The organism is Mangrovimonas futianensis (assembly GCF_021245805.1).
In the GTDB taxonomy this organism is placed as follows: Bacteria; Bacteroidota; Bacteroidia; order Flavobacteriales; family Flavobacteriaceae; genus Mangrovimonas; species Mangrovimonas futianensis.
This window is the reverse complement of record NZ_JAJJNF010000009.1, coordinates 47,680-66,265: the sequence shown is the minus strand read 5'-3', so window position 1 is coordinate 66,265 and position 18,586 is coordinate 47,680. Positions and strand designations below refer to the sequence as shown.

General features: G+C 36.9%; 15 protein-coding genes. 9 read left to right on the top strand and 6 right to left on the bottom strand.

The features are described from left to right. Positions 1 to 52: 52 nt before the first annotated feature. Positions 53 to 673, bottom strand: coding sequence for a superoxide dismutase (locus tag LOK78_RS14435; protein WP_232395045.1), 621 nt, complete (start codon positions 671 to 673; stop codon positions 53 to 55). Positions 674 to 832: 159 nt separating this feature from the next. Here LOK78_RS14435 and LOK78_RS14430 point away from each other — a divergent pair, with 159 nt between their 5' ends. After that, positions 833 to 1,459, top strand: coding sequence for a helix-turn-helix transcriptional regulator (locus LOK78_RS14430; RefSeq protein WP_232635388.1), 627 nt, complete (start codon positions 833 to 835; stop codon positions 1,457 to 1,459). Positions 1,460 to 1,534: 75 nt separating this feature from the next. Here LOK78_RS14430 and LOK78_RS14425 read toward each other — a convergent pair whose 3' ends face one another. From LOK78_RS14425 to LOK78_RS14410, 4 genes are all read right to left on the bottom strand, one after another. Next, positions 1,535 to 2,392 (bottom strand): HAEPLYID family protein, encoded by an 858-nt coding sequence (locus LOK78_RS14425; protein ID WP_232635387.1) that lies wholly within the window; start codon positions 2,390 to 2,392, stop codon positions 1,535 to 1,537. Between the two features lie 78 nt (positions 2,393 to 2,470). Further along, on the bottom strand, positions 2,471 to 2,857 hold the full coding sequence (locus LOK78_RS14420; RefSeq protein WP_232635386.1) for a hypothetical protein: 387 nt from the start codon (positions 2,855 to 2,857) through the stop codon (positions 2,471 to 2,473). A 137-nt stretch (positions 2,858 to 2,994) separates the two neighbouring features. After that, complete coding sequence (locus LOK78_RS14415) at positions 2,995 to 4,146, bottom strand: iron-containing alcohol dehydrogenase (protein ID WP_232635385.1); 1,152 nt, start codon at positions 4,144 to 4,146, stop codon at positions 2,995 to 2,997. Between the two features lie 66 nt (positions 4,147 to 4,212). Next, positions 4,213 to 5,085: a helix-turn-helix domain-containing protein gene (locus LOK78_RS14410; RefSeq protein ID WP_232635384.1), complete on the bottom strand. Its 873-nt coding sequence runs from the start codon at positions 5,083 to 5,085 to the stop codon at positions 4,213 to 4,215. 247 nt (positions 5,086 to 5,332) lie between these two features. On the opposite strand from LOK78_RS14410, the gene LOK78_RS14405 reads away from it, so the two are divergent. The 8 genes from LOK78_RS14405 to LOK78_RS14370 all read left to right on the top strand — a co-directional run bounded on the left by LOK78_RS14405 (position 5,333) and on the right by LOK78_RS14370 (position 16,346). Then, a complete protein-coding gene (locus tag LOK78_RS14405; RefSeq protein ID WP_232635383.1) occupies positions 5,333 to 6,937 on the top strand; it encodes a glycoside hydrolase family 43 protein in 1,605 nt (534 codons plus the stop codon). Positions 6,938 to 7,115: 178 nt separating this feature from the next. Then, the gene (locus LOK78_RS14400; RefSeq protein WP_232635382.1) at positions 7,116 to 7,946 is read left to right on the top strand and encodes a cyclase family protein; all 831 of its coding nucleotides are present in this window, start codon (positions 7,116 to 7,118) and stop codon (positions 7,944 to 7,946) included. Between the two features lie 153 nt (positions 7,947 to 8,099). Further along, positions 8,100 to 9,587 carry an alpha-L-fucosidase gene (locus tag LOK78_RS14395; protein WP_232635381.1) on the top strand — a complete coding sequence of 496 codons (1,488 nt, stop codon included), beginning with the start codon at positions 8,100 to 8,102 and terminating at the stop codon, positions 9,585 to 9,587. Between the two features lie 17 nt (positions 9,588 to 9,604). Then, on the top strand, positions 9,605 to 11,467 hold the full coding sequence (locus LOK78_RS14390; RefSeq protein WP_232635380.1) for a glycoside hydrolase family 35 protein: 1,863 nt from the start codon (positions 9,605 to 9,607) through the stop codon (positions 11,465 to 11,467). A gap of 2 nt (positions 11,468 to 11,469) precedes the next feature. Then, the gene (locus LOK78_RS14385; protein ID WP_232635379.1) at positions 11,470 to 12,960 is read left to right on the top strand and encodes an alpha-L-fucosidase; all 1,491 of its coding nucleotides are present in this window, start codon (positions 11,470 to 11,472) and stop codon (positions 12,958 to 12,960) included. Between the two features lie 8 nt (positions 12,961 to 12,968). Continuing rightward, on the top strand, positions 12,969 to 15,659 hold the full coding sequence (locus LOK78_RS14380) for a glycoside hydrolase family 3 protein (protein WP_232635378.1): 2,691 nt from the start codon (positions 12,969 to 12,971) through the stop codon (positions 15,657 to 15,659). Between the two features lie 83 nt (positions 15,660 to 15,742). Further along, positions 15,743 to 15,991: a DUF4386 family protein gene (locus LOK78_RS14375; RefSeq protein WP_232635377.1), complete on the top strand. Its 249-nt coding sequence runs from the start codon at positions 15,743 to 15,745 to the stop codon at positions 15,989 to 15,991. Beyond that, a complete protein-coding gene (locus tag LOK78_RS14370) occupies positions 15,960 to 16,346 on the top strand; it encodes a DUF4386 domain-containing protein (RefSeq protein WP_232635376.1) in 387 nt (128 codons plus the stop codon). The genes LOK78_RS14375 and LOK78_RS14370 overlap by 32 nt, the downstream gene beginning before the upstream one ends. A gap of 23 nt (positions 16,347 to 16,369) precedes the next feature. Here the strand turns inward: LOK78_RS14370 and LOK78_RS14365 are convergent, their stop codons facing one another. Next, positions 16,370 to 18,487 carry a helix-turn-helix domain-containing protein gene (locus LOK78_RS14365; protein ID WP_232635375.1) on the bottom strand — a complete coding sequence of 706 codons (2,118 nt, stop codon included), beginning with the start codon at positions 18,485 to 18,487 and terminating at the stop codon, positions 16,370 to 16,372. Positions 18,488 to 18,586 lie beyond the last annotated feature (99 nt).

Sequence of the window (18,586 nt, the reverse complement as noted above, 5' to 3'; positions counted from 1 at the left end):
AAAGGCAAGGTTAACTTTACGCACCTTGCCCTTTTACAATGTATTTTAGTTATTAAAATGCGGCAAGCACCTCTTCATATTTCTTCTCAACAGCCGACCAATCCAAAACAGACCAGAAAGCATCCAAATAATCAGCTCTCTTATTTTGGTATTTTAAATAATACGCATGTTCCCAAACATCTACTCCTAGAATTGGGAAACCTTGATCAGTTAGATTGGTATCCATTAAAGGGTTATCTTGATTTGCCGTTCCTGAAACAGCAAGCGTACCGTTATGCTTTACATATAACCAAGCCCAACCAGAACCAAATTGTTTTAACCCTGCTTGAGTTAACTGTTCTTTCAAGCCATCTAAGCCTCCAAAAAACTTATTAATTTCATCTGCTAAAGGACCTTCGGGAGCGGTTTTAGGAGATGGTGATAAAATACTCCAAAACAAAGAGTGGTTAAAGTGACCGCCTCCATTATTTCTTACAGCCGTACTGTATTTACTTACATTACGTAAAAGGTCTTCTAAAGTTTCACCTTCCAATCCGCCATCTTTAACGGCTTGATTTAAATTATTTACATAGCCTTGGTGGTGGCGTTGGTGATGAATAGTCATTGTTTCTTTATCAAAATAGTTATCCAATGCATCATAGGCATATGGCAACTCTGGCAATACAAAACTCATATTTTTAAATTTTAAGGTTAATACTGGTACAAAATTAAAGAGACATAAACAATAAAACAAGTTTTTACTTGTTTTATTTGAGTTAAAATATTCACAAAGACCATTAAATTATAATTCAATACCTTTGTAGGACAAATAAAACAATGATTTTATTGTAAAATGAAGAAAACAGCAACAGACAAAATATTATTGATTCTCAAAATGCAAGGAGAAGTATCTCTAAATTCCCTAGCCTCAGAGTTGGGAATTACTAAAGAAGGAGCTCGCTTGCATTTAGTAAAACTTATTGATAAGAAGCTGGTAGAAACCAATTCGAGAAAAGAAGGTGTGGGTCGACCAGTCACTTATTATTCCTTAAGTAAAGAAAGTGCTTCTGAATTTCCTGATTCCCATGCTCAGGTTACTGTAGAATTGTTACAATCTGTAAAAAAACTATTAGGAAATAATGCCTTGGAATTGCTTATTAATGACCGTGAATCAAAAATATACAGCCACTACCAAAAAGCTTTAGAACATAGCAACTCGATTGAATGTCGATTGGAACAATTGAGTCAAATACGTTCTAAAGAAGGCTATTTAGCCGAATGGAAAAAGGAAAATGACGCCTACTATTTAATAGAAAACCACTGCCCTATTTGTGCAGCAGCCACTGAATGCCAAGGTTTTTGTAAAAGTGAATTAAAAAATTTCCAACAGTTATTGGGTGATGAATTTATTGTAGAGCGTATGGAACATATGGTATCTGGCGGACAACGATGCACCTATAGAATAAGCGCAAAGCAATAAACACAATGGCTATAAAAACAAAGAAGTTGCCTCCGTTTCATCGGAAACAACTTCCTTATTATTTAAATAGGTATCCTAACCCTTTTCCTTTGGCTCCCAAATAAGCCTGATAAAGGAGCTTAAACGCTCTTCTTCTCTATTTATAGGAATTCCGCCAACAATACCTACCAGTAGGTTTTCGGCCACCCCTACCCGCATTTGCGGACGGATGGTCATATCAAAATCAGCTCCATCAAAGGTCTTATTAAATTCGACCCCAATAAAATTCCTCGTTCCAGAAATCATATAATGGAAACTGGTATTCACATCATAAGTGGTGTGAAAATCATTGGTTTCAAAATGCTGAGAAACCATGGGACCGGTATAAACTAACGAGTGAAAATGAGTGCCCCAACGTTTAGCCACAACCAAAAATGGATTGTAAACATTTCCGGTTATTAAAGGAGAGCCAAAACTTCTAAAATCTGACAATTCAAATTCGTTGATATATCCTATAGCCATGGAAGTAGCCATACGCTCATTTACAAAAAATGACCATTGAGTCGCAATCTTGATACTGTTTAAGCGGTTTGATGGAATAGTTACATTTTGAGTTCCATCCACATGTGTATAAAACGTAAAAGGAAATTCCACTTCCAACCCAAGCCGATCAATGGGTGCCCACTCATATTCAATTAGAGCCTCATAAGAATCAAAGGTTAAATTATCGGTCATTCCCAATCCCAAGTTCCATTCCCTTTCGCCCTTTCTAGCACCTAAATCTCGAATGAGGTCGATATAAAGAGGTTCGGCATGGAATACCTTTACAGGTTGCTCATCCACCTCAGTTTGTTGAATGTAAATACTATCTAATTCGGTTTTTGTTTGTTGCGCTATAGCACTGCTTAGTTTTGCCAATACAACGACCAGCACAAATATTTTTTTTAAATACATGATTAATTTGTTGAAATAATGATACAATGCTCCGATACCCTAAAAACAGGTATGGATCTAATACATTCTAAAAACAAATTAAACTTTAGGAGGCGGTGTGTCTATTTCAAAATACCCCAATGGCAAAAAGGCATTTCGAAAACCAAAATGTTGATTTTGATCAATAAACTGAACATTTTCAAGGTAGTTTGAATGGGCGTAAGGTATTAACAAATTAATTTTAACTTGTTTGCCATTGCTGTGTTCTTCGGTATCATTGTCATCATATTCTTCGAATGCATTTTCAAACCCCAATACTTTTTCAATTACAATCTCAACAATGCTTTCTTGATCATTAAATGATAAGTCTTCTGGAATCCAATGAGGTTGGATATCGGATGGATCAACACTTATATTCAACAAATACAGGGCCATAAAACCCCATAACCATCTTGTTGATTTATTTTGTCTTAATGTTTTGAACACGATTGTAAATTAACTCAATATTTAAGAACTTAAAAAATCCATTTATTATAAATAATGTTAATCTTTTACAACTACATTTAAAAAAAAACCAGTTCAAAATGAACTGGTTTTTTTACTAACTAAAAGCCTATTAACACTTAGAAATTAACAATTTCACCGTTATAACATGCATTGTAAATATCTTTCAACTCTTCAACTGTTGGTTTTCTTGGATTGAAACCTGTACAAGGATCTAAGAATGCATTGTTAGCAATGTAATCTAAGTTTTTATCCCAGTCTTCTTGAGAGATTCCAAATTCTTTAATGGTTGCTTGGTTGTTTACATCAGCTCTTAAAGTTTCTACAGCCACCGCTAAATCTTCAGCAGTTTCCTTCCCTATAATTTTAGCTAAATCTGGGAAACGATTAGAAGCTTTTGAGTTAAAACGAATCACGTTTGGCAAGAAAATAGCATTTGATGCGCCGTGAGGAATTCCATAAAGTGCTCCTACTTGGTGAGACAATGAGTGAACAATACCTAACCAAGCATTGTTAAATGCCAAACCTCCCATAAACGATGCATCGTGCATGTTTTGACGTGCCTTCAAGTTATCAGGATTGGTTACAGCTTCTTTTAAATTATTAAATACAATCTCTAAACCTCCTTTTGATAACGCATCAGCATAGTTATCATCAATGTTTGAAACGTAAGCTTCAACACAGTGTGTTAAGGCATCTAAACCAGTGTTCGATGTTACGTGAGCAGGCATGGTTGAACATATTTCACCGTCAACAATAGCGATATCTGGTGTTAATTCGTAAGATACGATTGGATATTTAACTCCTTTTTCACGATCTGTTATTACAGCCAAACCAGTCGTTTCAGTTCCAGTTCCACTTGTAGAAGGAATAGCTACAAATTTTGCTTTCGTTCTTAGAGTTGGAACTGAAAATGGTTTTGTCATAGCATCAAAATCTGCATCTGGATACTCATAAAACACCCACATCATTTTTGCGGCATCAATGGCTGAACATCCACCAATACCAACAATCCAATCTGGTTGGAAGGCATTCATGACTTCAGCTCCTTTTAAACATGTAGCAGATGATGGATCTTCCTCTACACCTTCAAAAACTTTTGTTTCTATACCCGCTTCATTTAAGTATGAAACAGCCTTATCTAAAGCACCACTTTTTTTCATTGAACTTCCACCAGTCACAAGAACTGCTTTCTGCCCCTTAATATTTTTCAATTCTTCCAAGGTACCAACACCATGAAAAACTTCACTAGCAATAAATAATTTACTCATCTTTTATATTTTTTTGATGAGGCAAAATTAGATAAGCAAGGAAGGCTTTAGATTATAAAAATGATCCTAATACTTATAAATTTGAGACAAGGATTCTTTTAACTCACTTGGAGTCTCTTTAAGTTTGGCATAAACAAACTTATTTAAGGCAGATGGCGAATCGAAACCCAATTCAAAGGCAATTTCTTTATGGTTTTTTCCAGAGAACAGGAGCAAACGTTTTATTTCGGTAAGAATGCGTTCGTGAATAATATTTAATGCCGTATTGCCTGTTTTACTTTTACAAATTTCATTGAGTTTTTTTGAGGTGATTTGCAATTCATCTTTGTAATAAGCCACCGTTCGTTTTGATTTAAAATTCGCTTCAATTAAGGTTTTAAATCGTGCAAAAACATCAAGTTGATCAGGTGCTTGAAAACCTTGGTAATTTTGATGAGCAGCCTCAATAATTTCAAGCAGCATAATCTTTATATAAAACCGAATCTGCTCTTTTTTTATGGGTGATAAATTTTGAAACAACTCGAGAATTTGGATGGCATAGTTGTTAATTTTTGAAAACTCACCTGCATCCAAAATAACATGATTTAACTTATTCATCAAATCGTTATTATAGGAAATAAGCTCATTCTTTAACAAATCTGAGCAGAACAAAACCTCATCAAATTGTACGACAATCCCTTTGGCATTTTTAGTCAGTTCAAACGCATTAATTTGATGTGGAAACACCACCGAAATCTGATTATTTAATAATTGTAAACTTTGGTGCTCTATATGTTGATTTACTTCCCCTTCTTGCACAAGAATGACTTGAAAATAATCACTTCTATGTAATTGCTCATCCTTTTTGATATCATCATTTAAACTATAAACATTAAAAGAAAGACAGGGTGATTTTTTTTGATCAAAATATTCCTTGAGAGTATAATTCGCAATTTCCATCTACATCATAAATTTTAAGACGGCAAAGTTATGAAGAATTAATAGGTTCATCTCCAACAATTCCATTTATTAAATGCTCTGATACGATCATTTTCAGTCCATACCATATGACATGATTCAAGGAGATATGTCCGAATTTTTACACACTATTTTAGTATCTTTAACATCACCTTTTAAGCACATAAAAATCATGCTTTTTAATGTGCTTATCCTCAATATTATCTGATATAAAGAAGACAATTAGATCATGCTAAAATCAAAACAAATTGCCCTGATCATGATGGTTTTAATGACCTGGGTTTCTTTACCAGCTCAAAACGCACCAACAACTTTTGAAAACCCCATTTTACCGGGATACCATCCAGATCCCTCCATTTGCCGAGTTGGAGATGATTATTATTTGGTTAATTCTACGTTTGTATGGTTTCCGGGACTCCCCATTTATCACAGTAAAGATTTGGTTAATTGGGAACTTATAGGTCATGCCATTGACCGACCAGACCAAATGGATTTTGATGGCTTACCCGATATGCTCGGGTTGTTTGCCCCCACCATTAGATATCATGAAGGGACCTTTTACATTATTAATACCTGCGTAGGCTGTGGGATGAACTTCTATTTAACGGCAAAGAATCCTGCAGGTCCTTGGTCTGACCCCAATTGGTTACCAGAAGCCGATGGTATTGACCCTTCTATTATGTGGGATGACGATGGCACTTGTTACTACACGGGGGTTGTAGGTGCTGAAAACCCAGAATGGAAAGACCAAGGTGTTATTTACAATCAAGTTTTGGACTTGCAACAAAAGAAATTGGTTGGTGAGCGTCATAATGCTACTTATGGACATGCCAACAATGCCTCTTATTCGGAAGGACCGCATTTATATAAAATAAACGGTAAATATTTATTGATGATTTCAGAAGGAGGCACGGGTGTTTACCATGCCCTTACAGTACACCATAGTGACTCGGTATTTGGGCCTTACACCACAGATTATATTAACCCCGTATTAAGCCACCGTCAATTTGGTTTGGATTATCCCGTTCATGCCATAGGACATGGCGATTTGGTACAAACCCAAAATGGAGATTGGTGGTGTGTTATGTTGGGAAAACGACGCATTAATCGCTTAACAACACTCGCAAGAGAAACGTTTTTGGCTAAAGTAGAATTTGACGACCAAACTCCCGTTTTTAATCCGGGAGAGGGTAAAGTACTAATGACTCAAACTCGTCCAGATTTACCTTGGACTCCATTTGAAAAGAAACCAGCTAAAGACGAATTCAATGGTGATAAACTGGATTTAAAATGGTGTACCATACGTACCCCAAAAAAGCCTTTTTATCAAGTAAACCAAGGAGCCCTTCATTTAAACTTACAACAAGAGGTCATGGACAGTTTGGTACATTCCGCCACAGTCGTACAACGTATCGAACATCATAATTTTGAGGCTAGCACCAAAATGTCATTTAAAACATCAAAAAACAATGAACAAGCAGGCCTAACTATATACCGAACCAATGAAAACCATTTTAATCTGTTAAAGGATAAAAACTCTTTAGTTTTGATTAAAGCTTTTAAAGGCGAACAAACAGAAATAGCTAGAGTTCCTTATAAAAACAAAGACGTTTATTTTCATGTTGAAGGACATGGATTGGACATTCAATTTAGTTATGGCGAAAGCTTAGATGCTTTAAAACCTATCGGAGACAAACAAAACTTGATAGTCATTGCAGATCTTCAGGGCAACGCCATGTTTAATGGTCCTGGAATAGGAATGTATGCTACCAGCAATGGGAAAGACTCTAAAAATCAAGCAGTTTTTGATTGGTTTTATTATGACGAGAAATAAAAGTTAATAGATAGAAAACTTCTAGATGAAAAAAAGCACAGAACTTAATTTCTGTGCTTTTTTTATAGGGGTTGCTGTTAAAACATCTTTTGAAGGGTAAGAGAAATAGGAATTACTAGAAAACAGAACCAAATTTAAACTAACTTTAAAACTCTGTTTATTAAATTCTTATATACTCATGTTAGCACCTAGATTGATTTTCCTATACTTTCTAACCTTTTTCATTCTAATAAGTTGTAAAGATCATTCCACCAAATCAGAACTCAAGACTCTTGATACCAAAACAGCCAAAAAAATTGTGGATCTCACCCATGACTTTTCGCGAGAAACCATTTATTGGGTTACCGCAAAAGAATTTGAACTCGATACCGTCTTTGCTGGTCAAACCGATAACGGATATTATTACACAGCGAATAATTTTACAACAGCAGAACACGGCGGCACCCATATAGATGCTCCCATTCATTTTGCAAAGGGAAAACAAACCGTTGACCAAATCCCCTTGGAAAACTTGATGGGACCTGCCATCAAAATTGATGTTTCAGATCAAGCCTTTAACAACCCTGATTATCTCGTTTCCATTGACGATTTTAAATCCTGGGAAGCTCAGGAAAATATGCAAATTCCAGATGGAAGCATAATAGTCATCTATACCGGTTATGAAAGCTATTATCCTGACAAAAAGAAATATTTAGGGACCGACCAACGTGGGGAAGATGCCGTCAAACAACTTCACTTTCCGGGATTATCACCTGAAGCAGCAACATGGTTGGTAACTGAACGACATATCAAGGCTATCGGACTTGATACTGCCAGTATCGATTACGGTCAGTCCACAACTTTTGATAGTCATGTGACATTACTATCAGCCAATATTCCTGCCTTTGAAAACCTTACTAACCTTAAAGATTTACCTAATAGGGATTTTGAAATTATTGCATTGCCTATGAAAATAAAAGGTGGCAGCGGTGGTCCACTAAGGATTATCGCCTTGTTAGATTCCAATTAGCAGAAAGTTCATTCAGCAAGGAATAAAACAAGATATATCGCCATTAATCAATTCGTGACATTAAGAAATATCCTTCAAGCTCAATCGGAGGATTTCCTTAAAAATAGTATCTTTAGCCATCTGCTAAAAACACTATAATTACCAAACTAACCGATGAGAGTACTACTTTTCCTGAGTCTTTTTTTATTCAATTTATCAATCATTCAAGCCCAAGCTATTTTAGAAGATGAACGTTATGTTCCAGAAACCGATTCCTTGGTATTAAAAAAACTGGATCAATGGCAGGACCTTAAGTTTGGCCTACTAATGCATTGGGGACCCTACAGTCAGTGGGGAGTTGTTGAATCGTGGTCTATTTGTCCTGAAGATTACGGTTGGTGTGAACGAAAAAAAGGGCAACATCCGGATAATTATTACGAATACAAAAAAGAATATGAAGGCCTAAAAACAACATTCAATCCCGTAAAATTTGATCCAGAGAAATGGGCTCATGCTGCCCAAGAAGCAGGGATGCGCTATATGGTATTTACTACCAAACACCACGATGGTTTCTCGATGTTTGATTCTAAATACACCGATTATAAAGTAACAGACTCAGCTTGTGCCTTTAGCACCAACCCCAAAGCAAATATTACCAAAGAAGTCTTTGAAGCCTTTCGAGATAAAAACCTATGGGTAGGTGCTTATTTTTCAAAGCCAGATTGGCATCATGAAAACTACTGGTCACCATATTGGCCACCTCAAGACCGAAACGTGAATTATGATCCAACACTTTACCCTGAAAAGTGGGAAGATTTTGTGCAATTCACCCATAATCAATTGATGGAATTACTTACCGACTATGGAGATGTGGACATTATTTGGCTTGATGGCGGTTGGGTCAAAAAAAGAGACCATCAAAATATTGATGAAAACTATGAAGAAAAGTTTTCAGAAAACGAAGCTAAAAACGGGTTCATCAAACATCGCGTTGTTTCCCAAGATATTAGAATGGATGAATTGGTAAAAAAAGCTCGTGAAAAGCAACCTGGTTTGATTGTGGTAGATCGAGCGGTTTATGGAAAAAATCAAAATTATTTGACTCCAGAAAATAGAGTACCAGAAAAGGAACTTCCCTACCCTTGGGAATCCTGTATCATTTCAGGAGGAGGCTGGTCCTACACACCAGATGCCAAATACATGAGTGGCCATGAAGGGGTACAAATGTTAGTGGATATTGTGGCAAAAGGAGGAAATCTGTTGCTCAACATAGCGCCTTCCCCAGAAGGAGAATGGCAGGAAGGTGCCTACCGATTACTTAACGACTATAAGGATTGGATGGCCATAAACAGTGAAGCCATTTACAACAGTCATGCGTTGGCTCCTTATAAAGAAAACAATATTTGTATGACACAGCAGAAGAATGGTACTACCTATTTCTTCTATATGACGAACGAGGGTGAAACCCAAATGCCTTCATCCATTACCATCAATTCGCACGAGCCCATCGAGGGAGCTACGGTCACACTTTTAGGAAGTAAAAAACCTCTTGAATGGGAGAAATTGGGTTCGGGATTTAAAGTATTAATCCCAAAAAGCCTACAAAATAAACCACCTAGTGAATTTGTTTGGACTATTAAGGTTTCACAACTAAAACAATAACTTTCTCGTTAGGAATTATGATTTTTCAAAAGATACTTAAGTCCGTTTCATTAGTAACCCTTTGCCTTTTCTTAGTTGGATGCCATACGACACCAAACCAAAAAAAGGAAATAGAAACTGTGGAGCAGCCAGACCGGGGTGCAACCTTTGCCTTAGGCCAAAAGGAATTTCTTCTCAACGGAAGTCCTTTTCAAATCATTTCTGGAGAAATTCATTATGCCCGAGTGCCAAAAAAATATTGGCGTCATCGCATACAGATGGCCAAAGCGATGGGATGTAATACCATTGCCTCCTATGTATTTTGGAACTATCACGAAGTAGAAAAGGGTGTTTTTGATTTCACATCAGAAAACCGTGACCTAGAAGCGTTCATTCAGATTGTTAAAGAAGAAGGACTTTACATGCTTTTTAGACCAGGTCCTTATGTTTGCGGTGAATGGGATTTGGGTGGTATTCCCCCTTACCTATTGAGTATCCCAGATATCAAATTGCGATGTAGTGACTCTAGGTATATGGAAGCTGTAGAAAGATATATTAAAACCATATCTCAAATCGCTAAACCTCATCTGGTTATTAATGGAGGACCTATCATCATGCTTCAAATAGAAAATGAATATGGGAGTTATGGCAACGACAGAGCCTACTTAAAAACTATTAAAAACCTGTGGGATAGCCAAGGTATCGATGTGCCATATTATACCTCAGATGGACCAGCCGACTTTGCTTTGGAAGCCGGTACTTTACCTGGTGTGGCAGTTGGGCTTGATCCCGGTGCTAATGAACACAATTTTAATTTGGCGTATGATATGAATCCAGATGTTCCAGTCTTCAGTTCTGAAACTTATCCGGGTTGGTTAACCCATTGGAAAGAAAGCTGGATTAAACGCGATACCACTTATTTGCTCAATGAAGTCAAATATTTAATGGATAATAATCTGTCGTTTAACTTCTACGTACTTCACGGCGGCACTAATTTTGGTTTTACGGCTGGCGCCAATTCGGGAGGTACAGGATATGAACCAGATGTTACTAGCTACGATTATGATGCGCCCATTAACGAACAAGGACAACCAACTCTTAAATACCACGCCTTAAGAGATTTGATTGCATCTTATAAAAAGGATTCCACAAGCATTTCTCCTATTCCCAAAGAGATTGAAAGCATGACGGTGCCAGAAATAAAGATGGAAGCTTACTCTTCAATTTGGAATGAACTACCCGATCCTAATATTTCTGTTCAACCCAAACCCTTTGAAGCCTACAATCATTATTATGGATTTGCTATCTATAAAACAACTTTGGTGGGACGAAAACATGGGGAGTTAATGATAACAGACCTACATGATTATGCCACAGTATTTGTGGATGGAACCCTTATTGGTACTATTGATCGATCAAAAGGAGAAAAGACCATTACCATTCCACAAGTGGAAAATCAAAATCCAGTATTGGAAATTTTGGTTGAAGGAATGGGGCGTATCAATTTTGGTGAAAAGCTAATTGACCGAAAAGGAATTACAGAAAGGGTTTCTTTAGATGGCCGAACATTGATGAATTGGGAAGTCTATTGTTTACCTATGGATACACCGTATCTTACCAATTTAAAAAAGACTGCTAACACATCAAAACCAGGGCTTTTCTTTAAAGGGCAATTCCATTTAGATCAACCTGCCGACACTTATTTAGACCTATCAAATTACCAAAAAGGTATCATTTGGGTCAATGGTCACAATTTGGGTAGATACTGGAACGTGGGACCTCAATTTACCCTTTATTGCCCAGAACCATTCCTAAAACAAGGAGCAAATGAGATTCTAATTTTCGATTTACACCAACTTGAACCCAAGACGGTAAAAGGTGTCAAAACCCTCAATGACTAATCATGAAAATTTCTAAATCCCTATATATTTCTGTACCCTATATTACATCTTTCTTTCTTGGCATTTTACTAATAAGTTGCCATAACAGTGAAAAATCCCCTGAGGACATCACCCCTAATCAAGTGGTTCCTACCCAACTTCAAATGGATTATCAAAAAATGGAGGTCATTGGCTTTGTTCATTTTACTACCAATACTTTTACAGGCAAGGAATGGGGCTATGGAGATGAAAAGCCAACTATTTTTAATCCAACTCAGTTGGATGCCGAACAATGGGTATTGACTGCCAAGGAAGCTGGAATAAAAGAATTAATATTGACAGCAAAACACCATGATGGCTTTTGCCTTTGGCCTAGTAAGTTTACAGAACACAGCATCAAAAACAGTCCGTATAAAGATGGGAAAGGCGATATTGTAAAGGAGTTTGTCGAAGCCTGTAAAAAACATGGAATGAAAGCTGGCTTATATTTATCTCCTTGGGATAGAAATCATGCATCCTATGGAAAGTCAGAGTATATCGACTATTACAAAAAGCAATTGGAAGAACTTCTATCCGATTATGGAGAAATCAATGAGATTTGGTTTGATGGAGCCAATGGTGGAGATGGTTATTATGGGGGTGCTAATGAGATGAGAAAAATAGATAGCCAATCATATTATCCTTGGAAGGAGATTTTCTCTTTGGCAAAAACTCTTCAACCCCAAATAAAAATATTTTCTGATATGGGTCCTGATGTTCATTGGATTGGAAACGAACAGGGATTTGCTGGTGACCCATTTTGGTCTACCATATCTACAGACAAACTAGTTGTAGGGCATTCAGACACTTCTTATTTAAACACTGGAGATCCTGAAGGAAATCAATGGATCGTTGGGCAATGTGATGTTTCCATAAGACCCGGGTGGTTTTACCATCCAGAGGAAGACCAATCAATTAAGTCTCCTGAGGAGCTTATGGAAATCTATTATAAATCGGTAGGGCGAAATGCCATCCTCCTCTTAAACATCCCTCCAGACCAAAGAGGATTATTCCATGAAAATGACATTCAAACCCTTAAGTCCTGGAAGCATTTACTGGATACCACTTTTGAGACCAATTTAGCTCAGAATGCCTCCATTTCAGCATCAAATTATCGGCTTCACCATGAAAAATTTGAGCCAAACCATCTTATAGACTCAAACAAAACAAATTATTGGGCCACTGACGATAGTATTCAGAGTGCTGAATTAACTATTAAACTACCACAGAAAACTCGGTTTGATATGATCCAGGTGCAAGAACCGATTCAATTTGGTCAACGTATTGAAGAATTTGATATTCAAATTGAAAAAGATGGTACCTGGCAAACCATTTTCAAAGGCACAACCATTGGCTATAAAAGAATTGCTAAAGTAGAACCGACTGAAGCTTCTAAAATCAGATTACGCATCTTAAAATCAAACAACACCATAGCCCTTTCAAATATTGAGGTCTATCAATCGGGAACCAAATAAATAGCATAATGAACCAGAAACATTTCCTCTTTAAATTAATTGCCTTAGGAACCGTTTGTCTTGGACTTTTAACATGTCAAAAGGATAACCAAACATTGGTTTATAAAAACCCCAATGCGCCTATTGAAGAGCGAGTAGATGATTTGCTATCCAGAATGACTTTGGAGGAAAAATTCTGGCAACTTTTTATGATCCCTGGAGATTTGTCAGATGGAAAGGAAAAATACAAACACGGCATTTTTGGTTTCCAAGTGGCCACAAAAAGCACTACTTCCAATGAATCTGAGCAACTTTTAAATTATTCTGAAGGCGGGTCCGCCCTAAATACCGCTAAACTGATAAACGATATTCAAAAGTACTTTGTTGAAGAAACACGACTAGGCATCCCCATCATTCCTTTTGATGAAGCGTTACACGGTTTAATAAGAAAAGAAGCCACAGCATTTCCGCAAGCCATAGGACTTGCTGCCTCCTTCAACACCCAATTAATGGATACTGTTGCAGCTACCATAGCGACGGAAGTGCTGTCTAGGGGGATTCGCCAAAATTTATCTCCTGTAATTAATATAGCTAGAGATGTTCGCTGGGGTCGTGTGGAAGAAACTTATGGTGAAGACGCCTTTCTAACCTCCAAAATGGCCGTATCATACATTTCAGCTTTTGAAAAAAGAGGGGTTATTGCCACACCAAAACACTTTATTGCTAACGTAGGCGATGGCGGTAGGGACTCCTACCCCATTCATTATAACCAAAGGCTTTTAGAGGAAATTTACTTACCCGCTTTTAAGGCCAGTATTCAAGAGGCAGGTGCTAGTTCCATTATGACAGCATACAACTCTGTAGATGGTTCGCCAGCCACATCAAACAATTGGCTACTTCAAGAAAAATTAAAAACAGAATGGGGTTTTGATGGATTTGTCATTTCAGATGCTGGGGCTACGGGTGGAGCCAATGTGCTACATTTCACATCTAAAGACTACGCTGAATCCACTAAACAAGCCATTGAAGGTGGATTGGACGTGATTTTTCAAACCTCCTATGACCATTATCCGTTATTCTTTGAAGCCTTTGAAAAAGGTATGATCGATGAATCATCTATCGATAAGGCTGTAAAACGGGTTCTAAAGGCTAAATTCAAACTTGGTCTATTTGAAAATCCCTATGTGGATATAGAACCTTTGAAAAAAGATAGTGCCTTCTCGCAACATAGAGATTTAGCTAAATTAGCAGCTCAAGAATCCATCGTTTTACTTAAAAATGAATCTCAAGCAATTCCTCTCAGTAAAGATATTAAGTCCATTGCTGTCATCGGTCCCGAAGCTAAGGAAGCTCGTTTAGGCGGTTATTCTGGACCAGGAAATAAACCTGTAAGTATTTTAGAAGGAATACAACATGTAGCAAGTCAAAATATGACTATTAATTATTCCAAAGGAGTCGAAAGAATTTCAGAGTCGTTTGTAGCCATTCCAAAAGAAAATTTATCCCATGTCAAAAATGGAAAGCAAGCATCTGGTTTAGAAGCGGAGTATTTCAATAACATTACTCTAGAGGGCACTCCTGCCCTCTCTAGAACTGACGATAATATTGATTTTAGATGGACGCTTTTTTCTCCTGATCAACAAAAAATAAACCCAGACTATTATTCTGCTCGTTGGAAAGGCAATTTAATTGCTCCACAGTCGGGACCAATAGAGATTGGTTTCAAGGGAGATGACGGCTATCGTTTATATATCAATGATGAATTGGTTATTGACAACTGGAAAAAGCAAACAGTACAGCAAATAACAACACCTTACCATTTTGAAAAAGGTGAAAACTATGATCTTAAAGTTGAATTTTTCTCCTCCACTGGGAACGTCTGGTTTAAAATGATTTGGAATGCAGGAATAGATAATGATTGGGAAGATGGAATTTCCAAAGCAGTAGCCCAAGCTAAAAAATCGGATATTGCCTTAGTTTGTGTGGGTATAGAAGAAGGTGAGTTTCGTGATCGCGCCTTTTTATCTTTACCAGGCCACCAAGAAGAACTTATTAAACAAGTAGCAGCTACCGGTAAACCTACAATAGTTATTTTAGTTGGTGGCAGCGCTATCACCATGGAAAATTGGCAACATGAAGTTGATGCCATTTTGGATGTGTGGTATCCCGGAGATGAAGGTGGGAACGCCATCGCCGAAACTCTTTTTGGAAACTATAATCCAGCTGGAAGGCTTCCAATCACATTTCCTATTCATGAATCACAACTCCCCTTATATTACAACCACAAACCAACGGGACGGGGAGATGATTATTTGAATCTTACAGGAAAACCATTCTACCCCTTCGGATTTGGTTTGAGCTATACACAATTTGAATATAGCGATCTCCAATTTGACAAAGACGCTATTACTTCGTCTGAAAACTGCCTTGTTAAATTAAAGGTGACCAATACAGGTCCTTATGATGGTGATGAAGTCGTTCAGCTTTATATAAAAGACGAATATGCTTCTGTAGCCAGACCAATTATGGAACTAAAGGGCTTTCAACGTATTCACTTAAAAAAAGGAGAAACCAAGGAGGTTTCTTTTGAAATTACTCCGGATCTTTTATCGATGCTGGACAAAAACTTAAAATGGGTAGTAGAACCAGGCGATTTCAGGATCATGATTGGCTCATCAAGTCTTGATATCAAATTACGATCTATCCTAACAGTAAAATAAGACCTTGATATCGTGTTATTTAAAAATAGTATCTTGATCAAAATTCATTAACAACAAGATTATCAAGTAAACTCTAACCAACTATGAGAAAACTTTCTGTTATTGCCGGCATCAGCTATTTTATTATATTTTTCGCAGCCATTTTTGCTAATTTTTTTGTGTTAGAATCCATTTCCAAGGACCCATTGGTGGCCGTACAAGAAAATGATTTGATGGTTCGATTTGGAATCATGGCATTTATAATAACAGTAGTATTTGACGTGGTTGTAGCTTGGGCGCTTTATGAGCTATACAAAAATCATGTCCTTTCCAGGTTTGAGCACCTTATTTAGAATGATGCATGCCGCAGTAATGGGCGTAGCCATTTACGCGTTGGTATTGAGCTTAAAATCAAATAATGAAGCCGACATCCTATTTCAAGTATCCACCTTCAACACCATTTGGCTTATTGGACTTTTCTTTTTTGGAATCCACCTTATTCTATTATCGCGAATCCTTAAAAAACCAAAATTCATTGCTTGGTTGCTAATCATTGCTGGAATCATGTATATAATAGATACATCGGCCCATTTTTTACTAGCCAATTATGATTCCTACAGTCACATTTTTCTAATGTTGGTAGCCATACCAAGTATTATTGGTGAAATGTCTTTTGCTGTATGGCTACTAAGAAAGAAGTCGTTTTAAAAGATGTTTTGATATGGATATCTCTAAATAAGATTTTGAGCCTTTAAAGATTGTTTTAATTGCTCGTGGTTTTCCCAAAACCGCTTTTCAATCTTCTTTATCACAGCTTCATATTCTGGATGATATTGAAGGTTTTTCATTAAAGGGTCCTTTTCCAAAAATAACAAAATCCAATATTGAAAATGGTTCTTAGCGGCAAACTTATTGAGCTCGTCTATAGCTAATTCCATTTCTCCATCATGAATGTATCTCATAGCCAAACTGGCCGGCTGATAGATGGACTGGTCATTTTCACAATAGGATACATAGGATTCATAAAAGGCATCGGCTTGTTCTTTGTAGCCTAACTGCTCATAGACTTGACTAATCTTTAGATTTTCCTGCGGATAAATATCTAGACTTCTTATTGTTTTTTGATGAATGAATTTATCATAGTAATAATAGGCGCTATCATAATTCTCCCCGAAGTAATAAAACTTAGCTACCTCTTGCATGATGTCCAACCGACTGGTATCCTTTTTCCATTCATGAATCAAGGCATGAGTTGCCTTTTCTAAGTTTTGGTCTTTGGCGTATTCGATAAATACTTTTAAATAAGGAGCATATAAATTCTGAGGATTCTCTTCTAAGGACAACTCAATATATTTTTCAGCCTCATCCCTAAAACCTGTTTGAATCAACGCATTACTCAAATGCAGATAAATATAGCTCTTTGCCACTGAATCATTCGCTGCGATATCCAACTGTATTCCTTTTAGAGCATACTTTAGATATTTTTCAGTATTTGGAATGCTACGGGAATATAAATCACCCAACAATTGAACCACTGGAGATGAATTGGGATTATATTCCAAAGCCTTTTCTAGATGTGGTACCGCTAATCGAAACTCTTTATTATGGATATAATATAAAGCTTTAGCTATTAAACTTTCTGCAGACTTAGAATCATAGAGTAAGGCTTTATCTGCATAATTATTAATCTCATCAGTGTAATGCTTCTCAACTTGAAAAATATCCAAATAATAGTAAGAAATAGCCAATTTGGAATAAGCCAAAGCAAATTGTGGGTCTTTCTCAACAGCCTTTTTAAATAACGGTATGGCTGCCTCCAGACCTTCCTTGGTTTCTTCTTGATAGGGTCCCAAAGCCTGAAGATAATAGTCATAGGCTTCCATATTTTTAGTGGGAATCTTATCTATTTGAGCCAATTCAGCTGGGGTTACCGTAGCTTTTATGGCATCTGCTATTTTCTTTGCTACATCATTCTGCAGTGTAAAAACATCAACTACCTTGTGGTTATATTGTTCGGTCCAAACCGGAGCATCCTTTGCTGCTTCAATAAGCTGGATGTGCAGCAATACTTCATCTCCCTGACGTTGTCCGCTGCCCTCTACCACATAATTCACATGAAGTTCTTCAGCAATTTCCGAAATGGTTTTGTTTGTATTTCTATACTTTTCAACCGAAGTTCTACTAACCACCCTAAGATCTTCTATCTTCTGCAAGTTACTCAAGGTAGATTCCATCAATCCATTCACAAAATAAAAATTAGTAGAATCACTACTCATATTTTTAAAAGGGAGAACCGCAATGGACTTTTGAATGTTCAAATCTGTTTCATCTGGAGTGACTTCCGTTTTATTTTTGATAAATAATATAGAAAGGACAACTACCAAAACGGTTACTAAAAGCACCAATCCTCCAACCTTTATTTTTCTTGAAACAGGAACCTTGGTTGTTTCATGGTATTCTTTCGGCTCAATCTCTTCAACTTCAACCTGATTACCACTCTTTTTAATATCAATAGAACCCTTTTTAAGCTCTCCGGGTGAAAAGCCATATTGGTCTCTAAAACATTTGATAAAATAGGAGTTATTGCCAAAACCAACATGATAAGACACTTCAGAAACGGTCAGGTCCGTTTCCTTAAGCATCTCCATAGCCTTTTGAAGTCGGATTTGACGAATGAATTGACTGGCAGAAAGTTGCGTTTCCTTTTTGATTTTTCGCAACAAATTAGATCGACTCATATACATGAGATCGGCCAATTCTGAAACGCCAAATTGTTCGTTGGAAATATGCTCTAAAATTAGGGCTTCTGCCTGTTCAATAAATGTTCCTTGAAATGATGTACTTGACATGTTGTTTAGTCCTGCAACGAAATTAGATAATTTTATTCAATTGCTATTTGATTTTGAGGCAGAAAGAAAACTGTTTACGAATTCAAATGCGTCATAATT

Excerpts from the sequence above, each read along its gene's own strand:
- LOK78_RS14365 (WP_232635375.1), bottom strand. The coding sequence starts at position 18,487 with ATGTCAAGTACATCATTTCAAGGAACATTTATTGAACAGGCAGAAGCC.
- LOK78_RS14425 (WP_232635387.1), bottom strand. The coding sequence starts at position 2,392 with ATGTATTTAAAAAAAATATTTGTGCTGGTCGTTGTATTGGCAAAACTA.
- LOK78_RS14405 (WP_232635383.1), top strand. The coding sequence starts at position 5,333 with ATGCTAAAATCAAAACAAATTGCCCTGATCATGATGGTTTTAATGACC.
- LOK78_RS14390 (WP_232635380.1), top strand. The coding sequence starts at position 9,605 with ATGATTTTTCAAAAGATACTTAAGTCCGTTTCATTAGTAACCCTTTGC.
- LOK78_RS14380 (WP_232635378.1), top strand. The coding sequence starts at position 12,969 with ATGAACCAGAAACATTTCCTCTTTAAATTAATTGCCTTAGGAACCGTT.
- LOK78_RS14415 (WP_232635385.1), bottom strand. The coding sequence starts at position 4,146 with ATGAGTAAATTATTTATTGCTAGTGAAGTTTTTCATGGTGTTGGTACC.
- LOK78_RS14400 (WP_232635382.1), top strand. The coding sequence starts at position 7,116 with ATGTTAGCACCTAGATTGATTTTCCTATACTTTCTAACCTTTTTCATT.
- LOK78_RS14430 (WP_232635388.1), top strand. The coding sequence starts at position 833 with ATGAAGAAAACAGCAACAGACAAAATATTATTGATTCTCAAAATGCAA.
- LOK78_RS14435 (WP_232395045.1), bottom strand. The coding sequence starts at position 673 with ATGAGTTTTGTATTGCCAGAGTTGCCATATGCCTATGATGCATTGGAT.
- LOK78_RS14395 (WP_232635381.1), top strand. The coding sequence starts at position 8,100 with ATGAGAGTACTACTTTTCCTGAGTCTTTTTTTATTCAATTTATCAATC.
- LOK78_RS14410 (WP_232635384.1), bottom strand. The coding sequence starts at position 5,085 with ATGGAAATTGCGAATTATACTCTCAAGGAATATTTTGATCAAAAAAAA.
- LOK78_RS14375 (WP_232635377.1), top strand. The coding sequence starts at position 15,743 with ATGAGAAAACTTTCTGTTATTGCCGGCATCAGCTATTTTATTATATTT.
- LOK78_RS14385 (WP_232635379.1), top strand. The coding sequence starts at position 11,470 with ATGAAAATTTCTAAATCCCTATATATTTCTGTACCCTATATTACATCT.
- LOK78_RS14370 (WP_232635376.1), top strand. The coding sequence starts at position 15,960 with ATGTCCTTTCCAGGTTTGAGCACCTTATTTAGAATGATGCATGCCGCA.